The 18,646-nt window shown below is 56.9% G+C and carries 15 protein-coding genes and 1 pseudogene; 10 read left to right on the top strand and 6 right to left on the bottom strand.

What is annotated here, in order from left to right; genetic code table 11:
• Positions 1–11 precede the first annotated feature (11 nt).
• Positions 12–1,400: an MFS transporter gene (locus GSQ70_RS14420; protein ID WP_370521063.1), complete on the bottom strand. Its 1,389-nt coding sequence runs from the start codon at positions 1,398–1,400 to the stop codon at positions 12–14.
• Here GSQ70_RS14420 and GSQ70_RS14415 point away from each other — a divergent pair.
• Positions 1,396–1,488: pseudogene (locus GSQ70_RS14415) on the top strand (LysR family transcriptional regulator); the annotation flags it as partial. The gene GSQ70_RS14420 and the pseudogene GSQ70_RS14415 overlap by 5 nt on opposite strands.
• 122 nt (positions 1,489–1,610) lie before the next feature.
• A complete protein-coding gene (locus GSQ70_RS14410; RefSeq protein WP_158785320.1) occupies positions 1,611–2,183 on the top strand; it encodes a glycerol-3-phosphate responsive antiterminator in 573 nt (190 codons plus the stop codon).
• 67 nt (positions 2,184–2,250) lie between these two features.
• Here the strand turns inward: GSQ70_RS14410 and GSQ70_RS14405 are convergent, their stop codons facing one another.
• Both GSQ70_RS14405 and GSQ70_RS14400 read right to left on the bottom strand, forming a co-directional pair.
• Complete coding sequence (locus GSQ70_RS14405) at positions 2,251–3,699, bottom strand: FGGY-family carbohydrate kinase (protein ID WP_158783180.1); 1,449 nt, start codon at positions 3,697–3,699, stop codon at positions 2,251–2,253.
• Complete coding sequence (locus GSQ70_RS14400) at positions 3,696–5,141, bottom strand: nitrate/nitrite transporter (protein WP_370521062.1); 1,446 nt, start codon at positions 5,139–5,141, stop codon at positions 3,696–3,698. The genes GSQ70_RS14405 and GSQ70_RS14400 overlap by 4 nt, the downstream gene beginning before the upstream one ends.
• Positions 5,142–5,386: 245 nt before the next feature.
• Between GSQ70_RS14400 and GSQ70_RS14395 the strand changes: the two genes are divergently transcribed.
• Positions 5,387–6,172, top strand: a complete 786-nt coding sequence (locus tag GSQ70_RS14395) for an SDR family oxidoreductase (protein ID WP_158783178.1) — start codon at positions 5,387–5,389, stop codon at positions 6,170–6,172.
• A 34-nt stretch (positions 6,173–6,206) separates the two neighbouring features.
• On the top strand, positions 6,207–7,661 hold the full coding sequence (locus tag GSQ70_RS14390) for an FAD-binding oxidoreductase (protein WP_158783177.1): 1,455 nt from the start codon (positions 6,207–6,209) through the stop codon (positions 7,659–7,661).
• Between the two features lie 152 nt (positions 7,662–7,813).
• Here the strand turns inward: GSQ70_RS14390 and GSQ70_RS14385 are convergent, their stop codons facing one another.
• From GSQ70_RS14385 to moeA, 3 genes are all read right to left on the bottom strand, one after another.
• On the bottom strand, positions 7,814–9,304 hold the full coding sequence (locus tag GSQ70_RS14385) for a sensor domain-containing diguanylate cyclase (RefSeq protein ID WP_233268310.1): 1,491 nt from the start codon (positions 9,302–9,304) through the stop codon (positions 7,814–7,816).
• A gap of 246 nt (positions 9,305–9,550) precedes the next feature.
• A complete protein-coding gene (gene moeB, locus GSQ70_RS14380; RefSeq protein WP_158783175.1) occupies positions 9,551–10,306 on the bottom strand; it encodes a molybdopterin-synthase adenylyltransferase MoeB in 756 nt (251 codons plus the stop codon).
• The gene (moeA, locus tag GSQ70_RS14375) at positions 10,307–11,542 is read right to left on the bottom strand and encodes a molybdopterin molybdotransferase MoeA (protein ID WP_158783174.1); all 1,236 of its coding nucleotides are present in this window, start codon (positions 11,540–11,542) and stop codon (positions 10,307–10,309) included.
• A gap of 250 nt (positions 11,543–11,792) precedes the next feature.
• Between moeA and GSQ70_RS14370 the strand changes: the two genes are divergently transcribed.
• The 6 genes from GSQ70_RS14370 (at position 11,793) to GSQ70_RS14345 (ending at position 18,615) form a co-directional block, all read left to right on the top strand.
• Positions 11,793–12,755, top strand: coding sequence for an isoaspartyl peptidase/L-asparaginase (locus tag GSQ70_RS14370; RefSeq protein ID WP_158783173.1), 963 nt, complete (start codon positions 11,793–11,795; stop codon positions 12,753–12,755).
• A gap of 10 nt (positions 12,756–12,765) precedes the next feature.
• Positions 12,766–14,625 (top strand): glutathione ABC transporter ATP-binding protein GsiA, encoded by a 1,860-nt coding sequence (gene gsiA, locus GSQ70_RS14365; protein ID WP_158783172.1) that lies wholly within the window; start codon positions 12,766–12,768, stop codon positions 14,623–14,625.
• A 45-nt stretch (positions 14,626–14,670) separates the two neighbouring features.
• Complete coding sequence (gene gsiB, locus GSQ70_RS14360; RefSeq protein ID WP_158783171.1) at positions 14,671–16,206, top strand: glutathione ABC transporter substrate-binding protein GsiB; 1,536 nt, start codon at positions 14,671–14,673, stop codon at positions 16,204–16,206.
• A gap of 68 nt (positions 16,207–16,274) precedes the next feature.
• Entirely contained in the window at positions 16,275–17,195 is a 921-nt protein-coding gene (gene gsiC / locus GSQ70_RS14355) for a glutathione ABC transporter permease GsiC (protein WP_158783170.1), read from the top strand.
• 9 nt (positions 17,196–17,204) lie between these two features.
• Positions 17,205–18,110 carry a glutathione ABC transporter permease GsiD gene (gene gsiD / locus GSQ70_RS14350; protein WP_158783169.1) on the top strand — a complete coding sequence of 302 codons (906 nt, stop codon included), beginning with the start codon at positions 17,205–17,207 and terminating at the stop codon, positions 18,108–18,110.
• Positions 18,111–18,165: 55 nt separating this feature from the next.
• Entirely contained in the window at positions 18,166–18,615 is a 450-nt protein-coding gene (locus GSQ70_RS14345; RefSeq protein WP_158783168.1) for a DUF4385 domain-containing protein, read from the top strand.
• Positions 18,616–18,646: the final 31 nt, after the last annotated feature.

Below are 18,646 nucleotides of genomic sequence, written 5' to 3'. Positions count from 1 at the left end.
ACTTCCTCCTGCTAGTGATATAGGGATGTCGTCCGGGGGGACGGTGGTTGCTCTTCTGGTCTGGCGGCCTCACCGGCGTCAACCAGCGTTAACCCTTTGGTTTCGGGTGCCCAGGCTAGCGAAACCAGTGCGCCAACGGCGAGGATTGCGGCCAGAATGGCGATGGTGGTGGAGAGGCCGAGATGCACGATACCCAGCGGCAGCAGCAGCGTGCCGGTGGCCGATCCCAGGCGGCTCATCGAGGTGGCGAAGCCGACCCCCATTGAACGCACCTCGGTAGGGAAACTTTCTGCCGGGAAGACGCCCACCAGGTTGCTGACGGCGGACATCAGCAGGGTAAATGCGGCGAAGAAGGCGATCAGCCAGCCCGACTGGCTGCCGGTCAGCAGGCTCATCGCCACCAGGCAGGCGGTCAGCACCACAAAGGAGCCGATCAGGAAGCCGCGACGTGAACAGACAGCCGTCAGCACAATACCCAGCACCGCACCCACGATCAGCAGGCCGTTAAGCAGCAGGTCGGTGCCGAAATTTTTATCCAGCCCCATGGCCTGCAGAATGGCGGGCAGGAAGGTGTAGATGGCGAAATAAGGGATCACCAGGCAGACGAAGAACAGGCAGTTAAAGGCGGTTCGCTTGCGATAGAGTGGAGTGAACAACACCATCAGATTGTGCTGCTGACGGTGCGCCGGTTCCGCCTGCAGTGTGACGTGCTCGCCAAAATAACGATGCACGATAGCCAGCGCCTGTTTTTTACGTCCTTTGCGCATCAGCCAGCGGGGGGATTCCGGTGTGCCGATCCTCAGCAGCAGAATGATCCCTGCCGGAACGGCAGAGGAGGCCAGCAGCCAGCGCCAGGCTTCCGGCCCCATCCCGGCAATGAAGTGCCCGGCGAAGCTGGCAGCAACATAGCCCACGGTCCACAGGACGCTGAACGCGCCGAGCATCACGCCGCGATGCTTACGTGTGGCAAATTCGGCCAGCATAGTGTGGCCGACCGAGAAGTCGCCGCCCAGCCCAAAACCAATCAGCATCCGCAGCAGAAAAAGCTGTTCCGGACTGGTGACGAAGAACTGCAGGGCAGACGCGAGGGTGATCACCACAAAGCTGAAGGAAAAGATTTTCTGACGGCCGACGATATCGCCGATCCAGCCGAGCAGCAGGCTGCCAAGAAACAGACCGAGCAGCGCGGAGCTGCCGAGCATCCCTTCCTGAAACGGTGTCAGGCCCATCTGTGATTTGATCTGCGCCAGCGCAAAACCAATCACTCCCAGCACATAGCCGTCGGTGAGGTGTGCGCTGAAGGTCAGCCCGGAGATCTTCAGGTGAAAGCGGTTCAGGGGTATATCATCCAGTTGAATGTTCTGTTGCATCTTTCCGTCCTCGTTGCGTGGAGCGGGCATTCGCCACGTGCAGTTGCGTAACCCTCTGCAACATCTGCGACTGCAGGTCGCCCCGACTTTTGCCACCCGCTGGCTGGTTCCGCGACTGGCTTTTTGAAGAAATGGGAAGCCTTTCACAGGAAAGTGCTCTGCACGAGGCCGTCGGTAGCGTTTAGTCTTCACCTCAGGCAGCATAACGCCAGAATTCCTGACCGCGTGAAGAGAGTGACCGTGCCTTTGTCCCAATTGTTAAAGAAACATCCCGTGGTGGCCGCCGTAAAGGACGCCCAAAGCCTGGAAGTGGCCATCGCCTCGGACTGCGCTATCGTTTCCGTGCTGTACGGCAACATCTGCAACATCGGGCGCATTGTTCAGCAGATTAAGCAGGCCGGGAAAATGGCCTTTGTGCATGTCGATCTGCTGGAGGGCAGCTCCAACCAGGAGGTGGTGATCAACTTCCTGAAAATTGTCACCCAGGCTGATGGCATCATCAGCACCAAAACCGCGATGGTGAAGGCAGCACGCCAACAGGGGTTCTACGCTATCCATCGGCTGTTTGTGCTGGACTCTATCTCCTTCAGCAATATTGAGAAGCAGGTCGCGCAGTCGCAGCCAGACCTGGTGGAAGTGCTGCCGGGTTGCATGCCGAAAGTGCTCGGGTGGATAACAGACAAAATTGCCCAGCCGGTGATCGCCGGTGGGCTGGTTTGTGATGAAGAAGATGCCTGTCTGGCGCTGACTGCCGGTGCGGTGGCCGTTTCGACCACCAATCACCAGGTCTGGCAGCTGCAGCTGGGAACGTAAGGCGCAGGATCTGAAGCCAGAACCGGCACCTGTTCTGGCCGCAGCGGTCAGTGGCTTTTCCAGACCGTCAGCCCGTCAACTCGCTGAGCTTCATCAGCAGCGGGTCCAGATGCCCGTGCAGCGGCTGATAAACCTGGCGGTTGATCTGCTGATAGAGCTGGTGATGTTCAGCGACTGGCTCAAAGCAGTCGGCGTGCTGCACCAGCTGGTCGCTGGCCTGCTGATAGCTTTTATAGACACCCACCGCCATTCCGGCATTGATGGCACAACCGATCGCTGCGGCGCTTTTCATCTGGTTGCGCTGGGTCGGGATGCCAAACACATCGGCAAAGATCTGCATCATCAGATCGCTGTTAGCCCCGCCGCCGGAGAGAATAATGCGGGTGAAGGGTTTGCCCAGCTCCTCTGCCATGCCATCCATATGGTTCTTCATGGTCAGTGCGATCCCCTCCAACAGGGAGCGGAACATATGCGCCCGGGTATGCCTGCCGTCAAAGCCGATAAACGCCCCTTTGCGATACTCTGCTTCAGCTGGTGCGGCCCAGTCATGCAGCGTGATCAACCCTTCGCTGCCTGCCGGAACCCGGCTGCCTTCTGCGTTCAGCAGCGATTCCACCGACACGCCCTTAACGCTGGCTTCCGCCAGTGCCGCCGCGCCAAACTGGTCGCGGAACCAGCTGATGGTCCACATCCCACGGCGTACGCCCATGCATTCATACAGATACTGGCCCGGCACGGAGGCCTGGAAGGGCCAGAATTTTTTTGCGTCGGTGCGGTTGTAATCGCCCTGCACCATTGCACCAATGTAGGTGCCCAGTGAGACAAGGCAGACTCCCTGCTGCAGCGAACCGGAACCCAGGGCTTCCACGGCTTTATCGTGCGCCGTTGCCACTACCGGTAACCCCGCCGGGAAGCCCGTGGCTTCCGCTGCCATCGGCGTGATGTGGCCGAGGATTTCGCCGGGTTGCACCACATCAAAGACCTGGTCGCGACGCAGGTTGCAGTCACGCCAGTCGGCGGCTTTATCGCTCCACTGCTGGCGATCGTTGTCCATTGGCCACCAGCCGATATAGTTGGCGCTGGTATCTTTAATCTCCCCGGTCAGACGGTGGGTGATATATCCAGAGGTGGTGGTCACATAGCCCACCTCGCCGTAGCGGGGATCGTGCTCATAGGGTTTGTTCAGGCGGCGATCCATCCAGTTAATCACCGGCCACGCCAGCCCGCCGTTGGATTTCAGCAGCACCCGGCAGCAGCGGATGATACAGATCCCCATCCCTAAAATGGCTTTCTCATCAAGATGCTGCTGGCGGAAACGCTGCATCGCCTGCTGGCTGGCAGCCTGCAACGCCGTCCACAGATCGTCGTCGGGATGCTCTGCCAGCTGAGGGGCCGGGATCTCCAGCGGACGCAGCGGCTGCTGACCTTCGCACACCACTTCGCCACTGACGCGAAAAATGACCACTTTGGCACTTTGCGTCCCGACATCGACGCCGATCAAATAGCCTGATTTCATGATAACTCTCCTGATAGCTTGTGCGTTTCCTTGTGCCTCTGCTGGCGGAGCTGCCTGAACAGCAGGATGGTAAAGAGGATCACCAGCGTGACCGCACCCAGTCCCATCAGCCACATGCGGTGATACGCGGCATCCGCGGGCAGTGAGTCCTGCCAGTAACCAATAATGGGATAAACAAAGACGTCCGGTAAAAAGCCGATCACCGAGCAGATACCGACGGTGGTGCCCATAATGCGCGTCGGCGTTCTCGCTTCGCCAATGCAGGCAAAGTAGAGCCCGCGTGAGGCATAACAGGTGAAGCCCAGCAGCAGGATCAGCGTGATGGCCACGGCGAGGCTGACCGGGTGAGCGGTGGTGAAGATCAGCAGTGCGACGATCGCAAAGGCTACTATCGCCAGGAACTGGATCACGCGGGTAGGTGAACGCCAGCGGCTGTAGGTGGTAAACACGCCGCCGAGCGGGCCGCAGATGGCGCGGAAAATTTTATTGATGACGATGCCCATATAACTGGCCGCCACCAGCGTCATGCCATACATCTCTGCCAGGTAGTTGGTGGAGTAGCTGAGCAGCGCGTAGATGGTATAGACGCCAAAGATGATCATACTGCAGTACCAGGTAGTGGGGATTTTCAGCACGGCGACGATATCGCGCCAGGTGAATTTCCTGCGCTCCGCTGGCAGTTCTTCCTGCGGCTGATGTGCCGCAGCGTATCCGTCGTTGACCAGAAGCCAGCAGGCGATGCCCAGCAGGATATAGACGCCGCTGTAAACCAGGATCACCGTTTTCAGACTGGACGGATCGTCCGGGCGAAACAGCGAGAAGATCCACATGGTGAAAACGGCCAGCGCCATCACACCCACGCCGCGCAGCCCTTCCATCCAGCCCATGATCTTGCCCTGCTCACTGTGGCTGCCCAGCAGCGAAGCCGCTTTGATCGACACCGACCACAACAGCAGAATGGTAGTGATGGCGAAGGCGACCTGAATCACCAGCATCAACCACAATGGAGGGAAGGTGGACATCAGCAACCCCAGCAGGCCGGTGGCGATCATCGCCACGGTCATCATTTTCCGGTGCGAAAATTTATCCGCCACGATACCGCTGGGGGCATAAAGAATAATCGCCGCAATACCAAAAGTGCTCATAATTAAGCCAATTTCGGTATTGCTGAAGCCCATAAATTTCGCCATGGGGATTTGATAAATATAGCGTAAATAAGCCAGGTCAAAACTTATTCCCCCGCTGATACTGATAACTGCCAGCGTCAGCCAGCTTCGGACAGATAATTTTTCCATGGATTTACTCACCGCAGGCAAAAAAAAAGAGAAAAGCAAGCTCCCCGACGCGCGGGAAGTTACTTTTCTCTGGGTCTCATTCAGTAACGGCAGAATTAATACCACGCCGGAGAACCACGTTACTGTGAATATACTCACACAATCCATAATGACTGAAATAAGAAACGAATTGATTGCCGTTTTATATTTAAATCCTGATGTAATTAGGATTAATCTGTTTAATTTTGATTTTTTTCTGTGATGTTTTTTTGTGACGGCGATCGCTGGCGGGAGTTAAGCTGGCTGTGTTAGCGTTTAATACAGTTACTCGAGACGAAGAGAAAAGTAACTTCTCCGCCAGCCGCGGAGGAGATTGCTTTTCTCTTTTTTTTTGTCCGGCAAAGGAGCGAACCATGAGTGCCAATATGTTAAATGCATTTTCACTGGATTTTTTCTCGCTGCAGGGAAAGGCAGCGATTGTCACCGGCGGGAACAGCGGGCTGGGACAAGCCTTTGCCGTCGCGCTGGCGAAAGCCGGGGCCAACCTGTTTATTCCGGATCTGAATCCGGCAAGTATTGAGACGCGCGATCTGATTGAAAAGCAGGGCGTGCGCGCCGAGTTTATGCAGGTGGATATCAGTAAAAAAGGCGCGGCGGCGCAGGTGATGGCTGAATGCCTGGAGCGCTATGGCCGCATGGATATTCTGGTGAACAACGCCGGGATCTGCCGCCTTAATCCCGTGCTGGAGTTTGGTCGCAGCGACTGGGATCCGATGATTGAAATCAACCTCAACGCTGCGTTTGAAATGAGTCATGAAGCCGCAAAAATCATGGTGCCACGCGGTCAGGGTAAGATCATTAATATCTGCTCGCTGTTCTCCACGCTCGGCGGACAATGGTCGCCTGCCTATGCCGCCTCCAAACATGCTCTTGCTGGGTTGACCAAAGCTTATTGTGATGAATTAGGTCAGCATAATATTCAGGTCAATGGGATCGCGCCAGGCTATTACGCCACGGCTATTACTACCGCGACTCGTGCTAATCCGGAAACTAATCAACGTGTACTTGATCATATTCCAGCCAACCGCTGGGGAGAAACTCAGGATTTAATGGGCGCAATGGTATTTCTTGCCAGCCGGGCCTCTGATTATGTTAATGGCCATTTACTGGTTGTCGATGGCGGCTATCTGGTTCGCTAGGGTCGATTTTATTAAACGCTGTAAAGAGGGATATATGTCATTATCACGCGAAGCAATCGTAAATAATTTAAAAGAGATCGTCGGTCCCCATCAGGTAATTACCGATCGGGAAACCCTTAAGCACAACAGTATTGACCGCTTCCGCAAATATGCTGATATTCACGGCGTGTTCACGCTGCCGCTGCCTGCTGCCGTGGTTAAGTTGCAAAATACGCAGCAGGTATCATCAGTACTGTCATTTATGAACCAGCATAGCATCAACGGCGTACCGCGTACCGGTGCCTCAGCCACTGAAGGTGGGCTGGAAACCGTGGTGGAAAATTCCGTGGTGCTGGATGGCGCGGCCATGAACCAGGTCATCAAAATTGACGTGGAGAACATGCAGGCCACCGCACAGTGCGGCGTGCCGCTGGAAGTGCTGGAAAATCAGCTGCGTGCCAAAGGCTACACCACCGGCCACTCACCGCAGTCCAAACCGCTGGCACAGATGGGCGGCCTGGTGGCGACCCGCAGTATCGGCCAGCTGTCGACTTTGTATGGTGCCATTGAAGATATGGTGGTCGGGCTGGAAGCGGTCTTCCCGGACGGCACCATCACCCGCATCAAAAATGTGCCGCGCCGCGCCGCAGGTCCTGATATTCGCCACGTGATAATCGGTAATGAAGGGGCACTGTGTTATATCACTGAAGTTACCGTGAAAATCTTCAAATACATGCCGGAAAACAACCTGTTCTACGGCTACGTACTCGACGACATGAAGACCGGCTTTAAGATCCTGCGTGAGGTGATGGTGGAGGGATACCGTCCTTCTATCGCCCGCCTGTATGACGCCGAAGATGGTAGCCAGCATTTTACCCACTTTGCCGATGGCCGCTGCGTCCTGATCTTTATGGCGGAAGGGACCAGAGGAATTGCTCAGGCGACCGGAAAAGGGATCCACGAGATTGTTGCCCGCCACCCGGAATGCCAGCCGGTGGAGAGCAAGCTGATTGAAACCTGGTTCAACAACCTGAACTGGGGCCCGGATAAGGTTGCCGCCGAGCGTGAGCAGATCCTGCGCACCAGCAATATGGGGTTCACCACCGAGGTTTCCGGTGACTGGTCAAGTATCCATGCTATCTATGAGAACGTGATCCGTCGTATCCGTACGGAGTTCCCGCACGCGGGCGATATCACCATGTTGGGCGGCCACTCTTCTCACAGCTATATCAATGGCACCAACATGTACTTTGTCTATGACTACAACGTGGTGGGCTGCAAGCCGGAAGAGGAGATCGACAAGTACCATAATCCGCTGAACAAGATCATCGTGGAAGAGACGATCAAACTGGGCGGCTCGATGGTTCACCATCACGGTATCGGTAAACACCGCGTGCACTGGTCCAGGGATGAGCACGGCTCAGCGTGGTATATCATGCAGGCGCTGAAAAAGGCTTACGATCCGAAAGGTATTATGAACTGCGGTACGATTTTCCCGCTGGAGAAGTAACGGCGGAAGGCGTTGCGCCATGATGACCGACGCATTGATACCGGCGTAATGGACCCCGTTATTATTGCAGGGGCGGAATAAATTCCGCCCTTTTAATTTGCATACTTTTAAGACAGGTAGCGAATTTATTCACTGAACCAGATAACAACGCCTCAGGACATTTCCAGCCGGTTTCGCCCTGACGCCTTAGCCTGATACAGCGCTTTATCCGCCAGCCCAATCATCGCCTGACGACTCTCTTCACTCAGCCCGCCCTGCATCACATGCACCCCAACACTGATGGTCACCACGCTGACATCACTGTCACTGTTTTCGTGCGGGATCTGCATTGCCGCGACGGCTTCTATCGCGGACTGAGCGAAGCGCAAAGCCCCCTCTTTATTACTGCCGGAAAGAATGACCGCAAACTCTTCACCGCCGTAGCGGGCGATCAAATCGTCGCTACGATGAGGGACTTGCTGCAGCGCCTCGCCGACACGTCGCAGGCAGTCATCTCCGGCCAGATGTCCGTAGGTATCGTTGAAGCGCTTAAAGGAGTCCACGTCGATCATCAGCAGTGCCAGCGGCGTGCGCAGCTTGCGGGATCGCTCAAGGCTGCGGTCGAGATAGAGATCAAACTGGCGGCGGTTTGCCAGCCCGGTCAGGCTGTCCACCAGCGCCAGGGTTTGCAGTGTGCGGTTCATCGTCGTCAACTGATCGCGTACCAGGGCTAACTCCCGCTGGTCGCGGATATTCTGGCCAATATTACGCAGCAGCAGATAGCCCAGCGCGGCCAGCGCCAGCAGCAGCATCAGGCACAGCACCACATATACTATCAGATCGGCAAACCAGGCATGCAGCAGCTGCTGCCTGTCAAAACCGACCGTCACCACCAGCGGATAACGTTTCAGGCTGGCATAGCCGAACACCCGTTCCACGCCATCCAGCGCGGCTTTATAGATGGCCGTGCCGCTGGGCGACGTTTTCAGCAGGCTGCTGAATAGTGGGCTGCGGGAGATGTTCTGATTAATGGTGCTGTCCGGAAAGGGGCGGGCATAAAGGATACTGCCGTTGCTGCTCATCAGCGCCATCAGGCCACGATCGCCGAGGTTGTAGTAACCGAACATCTGCCGGAAATAGTCAATGCGCAGCGTTGCCAGCAGCACGCCACGAAAGGAGCCGTCGCTGTTATTCAACCGCATTGAGACCGGGATGATCAGATCGCCGGTTGAGCGGCTGCGGATCACCTCACTGATATGCACGCCAGGATCGGTATTTTGGCGGTGATAGCGGAAATAAGCGCGATCGCTGTTATTACTGTGCTGCTGCAACATGTCTTCAGAGGTCACCAGCCAGCTGCCTTTGCTGTCGTAAATAAACAGCCCGTGCAGCTGGGGCAGGGAACTTTTGCGTTCGGCGAGCAGTCTGCGCAGGTAACCCTGACGCTCCGGGTCCAGCCCGACCAGCCTGATACGGTCACGCAAATCCTGCAGCGTCAGCTCAACCTGCAGAAAGGAGTCTTCCGACTGGCGTGAAACCGACTGTGACAGGTTGCGCGCATCGTTTTCACTCTCGGTTACCATCCGTTGCCATGTGTTGATTGTCAACCAGCCGTTGACCAGAATCACCGCACTGCCGATCACCAGCAGAAACACGATCAGCATCCTGCGCAGGCTAAGTATACTGACATCCGGCGCCGGCCGAGGCTCCCTTATCATCAGAAAAACACTCCATTTTGCAGAGGGGTTTTAAAGATAACTATAGTGCCCGGGGCGAGAAATCGTTGTTTTTTAAATCTTAAAATAAACAGAAGTGAACGCGCCGAGGCAAAGATGGCGCGCGGAATATGAAATCAGGCTGATGAGTTCTGCAGACGATGGCACAGAAACCTTAAGGACAGGCAAAACGGATTATCCGCCGCCGCAGACTTCACAGGCCGGATCTTTAGCCAGCTTCATCTCGCGGAACTGCAGCGTCATGGCGTCGTACATCAGCAGCCTGCCTGCCACGCTGCCGCCATAATCAGCCAGCAGACGAATCGCTTCCATCGCCTGCAAAGAACCGATCACTCCGACCAACGGTGCCATGACACCGGCTTCCACGCAGCTCAGCGTGCTGTCACCAAACAGCCGGCTGATGCAGCGATAGCAGGGTTCATGTTCCTGCCAGCGAAAGACGCTGATTTGACCCTCCATGCGAATGGCCGCGCCGGAAACCAGCGGCGTTTTGCTGGCAAAACAGAGGCGGTTAAGCTGCTCGCGGGTGGCGACATTATCGGTGCAGTCCAGCACCACATCCTGTGCAGCAATCAGCTCAGCCAGCTGTGGATCATCCAGCTGTGCATCAATCGCCCGCACGGCAATATGCGGGTTGATCGCCTGCAGCTGCTTACGGGCGGATTCCACTTTAGGCTGACCAATCACGGCGTCACGATGCAGGATCTGGCGCTGCAGGTTAGAGAGGGAAACACGGTCATAATCCAGCAGGGTAAGCTGCCCGGTGCCCGCAGACGCCAGATAAGGGCTGGCGGCACAGCCCAGCCCGCCCAGCCCGACAATCAGCGCTTTCGACGCCTTCAGCTTCTCCTGGCCGTCGAAGTCAAAGCCGCGCAGAACGATCTGGCGGTTATACCGCAGGGCCTCTTCATCGCTGAGTTCGGACAGCATTTACCCCTCCAGCAGGCTGTTGAACGGTTCGACTTCGACCCACTCACCGGCCGCAACGTTACCGCGTTCGCGCTCCAGCACGATAAAGCAATTTGCCAGGCTGAAGGAGCTGAAGACGTGCGAACCCTGATGGCCGGTACTGTGCACTTCCAGCTCGCCCTGCTCATTACGCGCCAGCCACCCGCGCTGGAAATCCAGTCGTCCCGGCGTCTTCTTCAGTTCGCAGGCGACTCTCACACGCTGACGTGGTGGCATTGCCGGAGCCTGCTGGCCAGTCAGCTTTGCCAGCAGCGGCTGTACCAGCTGATAGAAGGTCAGCGCCGCGGAAACCGGGTTACCCGGCAGGCCGCAGAACCAGCTGTTATGCAGGCGGCCAAAGGCAAACGGTTTACCGGGTTTGATCGCCAGCTTCCAGAAGGTGATTTCACCCAGCTCCTCCAGCATGGTTTTGGTGTAATCCGCTTCGCCCACGGAAACGCCGCCGCTGCTGATCACCACGTCTGCCTCGCTGTCTGCCTTAATAAAGGCCGCACGTAGCGCCTCGCGATCGTCACGGATAATCCCGAAGTCGATCACGTCGCAACCGAGCTTATCCAGCATCAGCTTCACGGCAAAGCGGTTGGTATCGTAGATCTGTCCGGCGGCCAGCGGCTGCCCGACCGGTTGCAGCTCATCTCCAGTGGAGAAGATTGCCACCCGCAGTTTGCGTAGCACCTTAACCTGCGGGATACCCAGCGACGCCAGCAGCGGCAGCGTGGCAGCGCCCAGACGAATACCGGCGTTCAGCACGCTGGCACCCTGTACAATATCATCACCGGCCAGGCGGATATTCTGGTGTGGCGTGACCTCAGCAGCGATCTCCACCGCATCGCCAACCTGACGGGTCTGTTCCTGCATCACTACCGCTTCGGTACCTGCCGGGACCGGCGCTCCGGTCATAATGCGGATGCAACTGCCCGCAGGCCATTCACCGCTGAAGGGTGCACCGGCAAAGGCTTTACCGGCAACCGGCATTGGCTTACCAGCCCGCACATCCGCCAGGCGCACGGCATAACCGTCCATTGCGGAATTATCGAATGGCGGCACATTAATCGGGGAGATAACTGATTCCGCAGTAATTCGTCCCGGGGCTGAAGTCAGCGGCACCGTTTCCGTTTCGCTGATGGGGGAGATGCGCGAGAGCATCGTCGACAGGGCATCATCAAGGGAGATCAGTCCCGCAGTAAAGGCTTCCATAGTGTCTCCGGCGTGCCCGAAATGCCGGGCAGGCAAATAGTCAGTTAGCGGTATTATGGCGCGATTTGCCGACAGGGTCACGAAATCCACCGCAACGTTATGGCATAGAATATTTCGGTATTATCAGTCAGCGAACATTCTGCTTTACATCACTTTACAGCCTGCCTATAGTCAAAAACGGGTTGAATTCGAACAAAATCATTCTAAGCCAGTGTTTTTCATGCTGATTTGTCACGCAGGGTAATCGGTTATGGTCAGAGCAGTGATCGCCATTCACGGCGGTGCAGGGGCGATTGCCCGTGCCAGTATGAGCGCAGAAAAAGAGCAGCAGTACATTCAGGCTTTATCCTCCATTGTCTCCAGTGGACAGGCGGTACTGGCCGCAGGCGGCAGTGCGCTGGATGCCGTGACCGAAGCGGTCCGGCTGCTGGAAGAGTGTCCGCTGTTTAATGCAGGTTTTGGGGCGGTGTTTACCCATCAGGGTACCCACGAACTGGACGCCAGCGTCATGGATGGCCGTTCACTGGAAGCGGGCGCCATTGCCGGCGTAGCGCGTATCCGCAATCCTGTTCTTGCAGCCCGTGCAGTGCTGGAAGTGAGTCCTCACGTGATGTTTATCGGCGAAGGAGCAGAAAAATTTGCTGCTGTTCAGGGCCTGGAGCTGGTCGAACCTGATTACTTCTCTACCCAGGAGCGCTGGGACCAACTGCAGCGTGCTCTGTCCGCCGACCAGATGATACTGGATCATGATGGGGCCGCACAGGACAGTGGCGATCCGCTCGATCCCGATCGCAAATTTGGCACCGTCGGCGCAGTGGCACTGGATCTGAACGGCAATCTGGCAGCAGCCACCTCAACGGGCGGCATGACCAACAAACAGGCTGGTCGGGTCGGGGATTCTCCGGTTATTGGTGCGGGTTGCTATGCCAATAATGCCAACGTGGCGGTCTCCTGTACCGGCACGGGTGAGGTCTTTATGCGCACGCTGGCCGCTCACGATATTGCCGCGCTGATGGAATATGGCGGACTTTCGCTGAAAGAAGCCAGCGAGCGGGTGGTGATGGAAAAAATTGTGGTGCTGGGAGGCAGCGGCGGAGTCATCGCGGTAGATCGTGAGGGCAATGTGGCGCTGCCATTCAACAGTGAAGGCATGTACCGCGGCTACGGTTATGTCGGCGATGCGCCAAACGTGGGTATCTACCGCGAAGAATAGTGGAGGCAGGATGGCAGTGACCAATGGGTCCAACTTGCCTGCCGGGCAGGTATTAGCGGTAAAAGATCTCAGCGTCAGCTTCAGCCACCAGGGGGAAGTGGTGCGGGCAGTGAAAAACCTCTCGCTGGCCGTAAATCGTGGGGAAACCCTGGCGATTGTCGGCGAATCCGGATCGGGGAAATCAGTCACCTCGCTGGCCTTAATGAGGCTGGTGGAGCAGGGCGGTGGCGTTATCGACAGCGGTGAAATGCTGCTGCGGCGGCGCAACAATCAGATTGTCGACCTGGCACAGGCCAGACAGTCGCAGCTGCGGGGTATCCGTGGTGCCGATATGGCGATGATTTTTCAGGAGCCGATGACCTCGCTTAACCCGGTCTTTCCCATCGGTGAGCAGATTGCGGAATCTATCCGGCTGCACCAGGGAAAGAGCCACCGTGAAGCGCTGAAAGAGGCGGAACGGATGCTGGATCTGGTGCGTATTCCGGAAGCCAAAAATGTGCTGTCACGTTTTCCACATCAGCTTTCTGGCGGCATGCGTCAGCGCGTGATGATTGCGATGGCGCTCTCCTGCCGCCCGGCGCTGCTGATCGCCGATGAACCCACCACCGCGCTGGACGTGACTATTCAGGCACAAATCCTGCAGCTGATCCGCGTGCTGCAAAAAGAGATGGACATGGGGGTGATTTTTATCACCCACGATATGGGCGTGGTGGCGGAAATGGCCGACCGCGTGCAGGTTATGTATCGCGGGGATGTGGTGGAAACCGGCCCGGTTGACGCTATTTTCAGCAACCCGCAACAGGAATACACGAAAGCGCTGCTGGCGGCGGTGCCAAGGCTGGGTGCGATGACCGGCAAGCCTTATCCGGCCCGCTTCCCGTTGCTGAACACCGGCGCAGAAGAGATATCGCTGCCTCAGGATACCGTCTCTGCGGATGCTGAACCGGTGCTGAAGGTACGCGATCTGGTCACCAGATTTGATCTCCGCAGTGGGATCTTCAACCGCGTCACCCGTCGTGTTCATGCGGTGGAGAAGGTCAGTTTTGATCTGTGGCCGGGTGAAACGCTGGCGCTGGTTGGCGAGTCCGGCTGTGGAAAATCCACCACCGGTCGGTCACTGCTGCGGCTGGTGGAAAGTCAGGGCGGCACCATCACTTTTAACGGCCAGCGTATCGACAACCTGACCGGCGCAGCGCTTTCTCACCTGCGGCGCGATATTCAGTTTATCTTCCAGGACCCTTATGCGTCCCTCGATCCGAGGCTGACGGTAGGGTTCTCAATCATGGAGCCGCTGCTGGTGCATGGTATTGCCAAAGGCCAGGAAGCGGAAGAACGGGTGGCCTGGCTGCTGGAGAAAGTCGGCCTGCTGCCGGAACATGCACGGCGTTATCCGCATGAATTTTCCGGCGGCCAGCGTCAGCGTATCTGCATTGCCAGAGCGCTGGCCCTCAACCCGAAGGTGGTGATCGCCGATGAATCGGTTTCCGCGCTGGATGTCTCTATCCAGGCGCAGATCGTTAACCTGATGCTGGATCTGCAGCGGGAATTGGGTATTGCCTTCCTGTTTATTTCCCATGATATGGCGGTAGTGGAGCGTATCAGCCACCGCGTGGCGGTGATGTATCTTGGCCAGATCGTGGAGATTGGCCCACGCCAGTCGGTATTTGAAAATCCCCAACATCCCTACACGCGCAAGCTGATGTCTGCTGTGCCGGTGGCCGATCCGCGCCATCGCCGTCGGGAGAGAGCGCTGTTGGTGGATGAGATCCCCAGCCCGATCCGGGCGCTTGATGACGAGCCGGAAGTGGCACCGCTGGTGGAAGTCAGCACCGGACACTACGTTGCCCGTCATGCGATTGGCGGTGCCTGAATTGCTGTAAAACGACAACAAGGAACGACAGGAGAAACACGCAAAATGATGAATCAAAGCAAGCGCATACTGTTCACTGCCGGCTTACTGAGCAGTTTTGCTGCCCTACCGGCCTGGGCAGCGAAAGACGCGGTGATCGCCGTCGGCTCCAACTTCACCACGCTCGATCCTTACGACGCAAACGATACGCTGTCGCAGGCAGTCGCCAAGTCCTTCTATCAGGGGCTGTTTGGTTTCGACAAGGACATGAAGCTGGTCAACGTGCTGGCGGACAGTTATGACGCCAGCAAAGACGGGCTGACCTACACCATTAAGCTTAAGAGCGGCGTGAAGTTCCAGGACGGCACGGATTTCAACGCTGAGGCGGTGAAGGTCAACCTCGATCGTGCCAGCAATCCGGACAACCACCTGAAGCGCTATAACCTGTTCAAGTCCGTTGCCACCACCGAAGTGGTCGATCCGACCACGGTGAAAATCACGCTGAAACAGCCGTTCTCCGCGTTTATCAACACCCTGGCCAGCCCGGCGGCGGCGATGATCTCCCCGACCGCGCTGAAAAAGTACGGTAAGGAAATCGGCTTCCATCCTGTGGGGACCGGACCGTTCGTGCTGGATAACTGGAACCAGACCGATTACGTCAAGGTGAAGAAATTCGACGGCTACTGGAAGAAGGGGTACCCGAAACTCGATACCATTACCTGGCGTCCGGTGATCGACAACAACACTCGTGCGGCCATGTTGCAGACCGGTGAAGCGAATTTTGCGTTCCCGATCCCTTACGAGCAGGCCAAACTGCTGGAGAAAAACAGCAAGCTGGCGCTGGTGACTTCGCCTTCGATCATGCAGCGTTACCTCAGCTTTAACGTCACGCAGAAGCCGTTTGATAACGCCAAAGTGCGTGAGGCGATCAACTACGCCATTAACCGCCAGGCGCTGGTGAAAGTGGCCTTTGCCGGTTACGCCACTCCGGCGACGGGAATTGTGCCGCCTTCCATTCAGTATTCGCAAAGCTACCCGGCGCCGGAATATAACCCGGCGAAGGCGAAAGAGCTGCTGAAGGAAGCAGGCTTCCCGAACGGTTTCAGCACCACGCTGTGGTCTTCACATAACAACAGTACCGCGCAAAAAGTGCTGCAGTTTACCCAGCAGCAGCTGGCGCAGGTGGGGATAAAAGTGAAGATCACCGCGATGGATGCCGGACAGCGTGCGGCAGAAGTGGAAGACAAAGGGCAGAAAGAGAGCGGCGTCCGGATGTTCTACACCGGCTGGTCAGCCTCTACCGGCGAAGCCAACTGGGCGCTGACGCCGCTGTTTGCCACCGGATCCTGGCCGCCAGCCATCTTTAATACCGCGTTCTACAGTAATACCCAGGTGGATAAAGATCTGGACGACGCGCTGAAAACGACCGATGGCACCAAAAAAGCTGCGTTGTATAAAGATGCTCAGGACCTCATCTGGAAAGATCAGCCGTGGGCACCGCTGGTGGTGGAGAAACTGGTTTCAGCCAACACCAAAAACCTGACCGGTTTCTACGTCATGCCTGATACCTCATTCAGTTTTGATGACGCCGATCTGAAGTAAACCCCCGCTGGAAACCAACCGCGCCTCTCCCTGTGAGAGGCGCGGCTGTGATAAGCGCAGGATAACTTATGCTCAACTATTTTATTAAACGCTTGCTGGGATTGATCCCCACGCTGCTGATTGTGGCAGTGCTGGTGTTCCTGTTTGTTCATATGCTGCCGGGCGATCCGGCAAGGCTGGTGGCCGGGCCGGAAGCGGACAGCACGGTGGTGGCGCTGGTGCGTCAGCAGCTCGGGCTGGATCAGCCATTAATCCATCAGTTCTGGCACTTTATCAGTGACGCTGTACAGGGCGATTTTGGTCAGTCGATGGTCTCCAAACGGCCGGTTTCCTCGGAGATCGCGCAGCGTTTTTTACCCACTCTGTGGCTTACGCTAAGCAGCATGGTGTGGTCGGTGATTTTTGGCATGGCTATCGGCATCGTTTCTGCTGTCTGGCGCAATCGCTGGCCCGATCGCCTCGGCATGACGCTGGCGGTGTCAGGGATCTCTTTTCCTGCCTTCGCGCTGGGAATGCTGCTGATGCAGGTCTTCTCCGTTGAGCTGGGCTGGCTGCCGACCGTCGGGGCTGATGGCTGGCAGCACTACATTTTACCGTCCATCACCCTCGGGGCTGCCGTAGCCGCAGTGATGGCCCGTTTTACCCGGGCCTCCTTCGTTGAAGTGATGCAGGAAGATTACATGCGCACCGCGCGTGCCAAAGGAGTGCGCGAGTCGCTGGTGGTGGTGAAGCACGGCCTGCGCAACGCGATGATCCCGGTCATCACCATGATGGGGCTGCAGTTTGGTTTCCTGCTGGGTGGCTCGATCGTGGTGGAAGTGGTCTTCAACTGGCCCGGATTGGGTCGTCTGCTGGTGGACTCGGTAGAAATGCGCGATTACCCGGTGGTGCAGGCTGAAGTGCTGCTGTTTTCGCTGGAGTTTATTCTGATCAATCTGATTGTCGATATGCTGTATGCCGCCATTAACCCGGCAATACGCTACAAATAAGGACCCGCGATGAAAAACTGGCGACGTAAAGCGGCTTTGTCCGCCATGCCAACCATTAATCAGCATCGCGTGCGCACGCCCTGGTGGGAGTTCTGGCGGCGTTTTCGTCGTCAGCCGGTGGCAATGGCGGCTGGTGTGTTTGTGGTGCTGTTAATTGTGGTGGCGATCTTTGCGCCCTGGCTCGCCCCGTTCGATGCTGAAAACTATTTTGACTATGACCGCCTGACCGAAGGGCCTTCGGCAATGCACTGGTTCGGCGTGGATTCGCTGGGTCGGGATATCTTCAGCCGCGTGCTACTGGGAACCCGGCTTTCGTTGATCTCCGGCTTCTTCTCGGTGGCGCTGGGCGCGGCGACTGGCACCTTTCTTGGCCTGCTGGCAGGTTATTATGAAGGCTGGTGGGATCGCATCATTATGCGTATCAGTGACGTGCTGTTTGCTTTCCCGGGTATTCTGCTGGCGATTGCCGTGGTGGCGATTATGGGCAGCGGCATGTCCAACGTGATTATTGCGGTGGCGATTTTCAGCATCCCGGCCTTCGCCCGCCTGGTGCGCGGCAACACGCTGGTGCTGAAGCATCTGACCTATATCGAGTCGGCCCGCAGTATCGGCGCCTCTGATGTCACTATCATCATGCGCCATATTCTTCCGGGAACCATCTCTTCGATTGTGGTCTATTTCACCATGCGTATCGGCACCTCGATTATCACCGCAGCCAGCCTCTCCTTTCTGGGGCTGGGGGCACAGCCGCCCACGCCGGAATGGGGCGCGATGCTGAACGAGGCCAGGGCCGATATGGTGATGGCTCCGCACGTAGCCATTTTCCCCAGCCTGGCGATTTTTCTGACCGTGCTGGCATTTAATCTGCTGGGGGATGGCCTGCGCGACGCGCTCGATCCTAAACTGAAGATCTGACTGACAACGAGTAGCCGCCTGGCCATTTCCGGGCCAGGTTTTAAGGAGGAGCGGGATGAAGGCGTTTGATTACCAGCAGGACTTCAAAAATACTGACTTTCGCCAGCATCCGGATCGCTACCAGGTCGGGCGGGGCGAGCAGGGCGTACTGATGGTTGAACCTTATAAGAGCGAAATCCTGCCGCACTGGCGCTTCAAAACACCGGCAATGGCCGAAGCTTCAGCGCAGGAGATTATGCGGTTGTTTGAAGAGTATCGCGTAGCGGATGACTTTGTCGGCATGGATATGGCGCGCAAATTTATCCAGATGGGTTATACCCGTGCGCGCCGCTACGCCAATCATAAAGGCGGAAAAAAGTATGGGCCGGACGGCGAGCTGCTGCCGTTTAGCGTGAATGAGGAGAAAGCGGCTTCCGCCGCTATCTTCAAAGGCTGGTGGGACAAAATCCGCGCGGATAAAGATTATCTTGCCCGTAAAAAAAAGCATCAGGCGCAATACGGCTGAAAACGGCTTCCGACTGGCTGAAGAGTGTTTC

Origin of the sequence: Pantoea sp. BAV 3049, assembly GCF_009765445.1 — a bacterium.
Lineage (GTDB): Bacteria > Pseudomonadota > Gammaproteobacteria > Enterobacterales > Enterobacteriaceae > Erwinia.
The sequence above is the reverse complement of the archived record's forward strand: the minus strand, read 5'-3'. Positions and strand labels throughout refer to the sequence as shown.

What these genes read in the sequence shown, in the direction of transcription:
- GSQ70_RS14395 (WP_158783178.1), top strand. Translation starts at nt 5,387, where the DNA reads ATGAGTGCCAATATGTTAAATGCATTTTCACTGGATTTTTTCTCGCTG.
- GSQ70_RS14345 (WP_158783168.1), top strand. Translation starts at nt 18,166, where the DNA reads ATGAAGGCGTTTGATTACCAGCAGGACTTCAAAAATACTGACTTTCGC.
- GSQ70_RS14370 (WP_158783173.1), top strand. Translation starts at nt 11,793, where the DNA reads ATGGTCAGAGCAGTGATCGCCATTCACGGCGGTGCAGGGGCGATTGCC.
- GSQ70_RS14420 (WP_370521063.1), bottom strand. Translation starts at nt 1,400, where the DNA reads ATGCCCGCTCCACGCAACGAGGACGGAAAGATGCAACAGAACATTCAA.
- gsiB (WP_158783171.1), top strand. Translation starts at nt 14,671, where the DNA reads ATGATGAATCAAAGCAAGCGCATACTGTTCACTGCCGGCTTACTGAGC.
- GSQ70_RS14405 (WP_158783180.1), bottom strand. Translation starts at nt 3,699, where the DNA reads ATGAAATCAGGCTATTTGATCGGCGTCGATGTCGGGACGCAAAGTGCC.
- gsiA (WP_158783172.1), top strand. Translation starts at nt 12,766, where the DNA reads ATGGCAGTGACCAATGGGTCCAACTTGCCTGCCGGGCAGGTATTAGCG.
- gsiC (WP_158783170.1), top strand. Translation starts at nt 16,275, where the DNA reads ATGCTCAACTATTTTATTAAACGCTTGCTGGGATTGATCCCCACGCTG.
- moeA (WP_158783174.1), bottom strand. Translation starts at nt 11,542, where the DNA reads ATGGAAGCCTTTACTGCGGGACTGATCTCCCTTGATGATGCCCTGTCG.
- GSQ70_RS14390 (WP_158783177.1), top strand. Translation starts at nt 6,207, where the DNA reads ATGTCATTATCACGCGAAGCAATCGTAAATAATTTAAAAGAGATCGTC.
- GSQ70_RS14385 (WP_233268310.1), bottom strand. Translation starts at nt 9,304, where the DNA reads ATGCTGATCGTGTTTCTGCTGGTGATCGGCAGTGCGGTGATTCTGGTC.
- GSQ70_RS14400 (WP_370521062.1), bottom strand. Translation starts at nt 5,141, where the DNA reads ATGGATTGTGTGAGTATATTCACAGTAACGTGGTTCTCCGGCGTGGTA.
- moeB (WP_158783175.1), bottom strand. Translation starts at nt 10,306, where the DNA reads ATGCTGTCCGAACTCAGCGATGAAGAGGCCCTGCGGTATAACCGCCAG.
- gsiD (WP_158783169.1), top strand. Translation starts at nt 17,205, where the DNA reads ATGAAAAACTGGCGACGTAAAGCGGCTTTGTCCGCCATGCCAACCATT.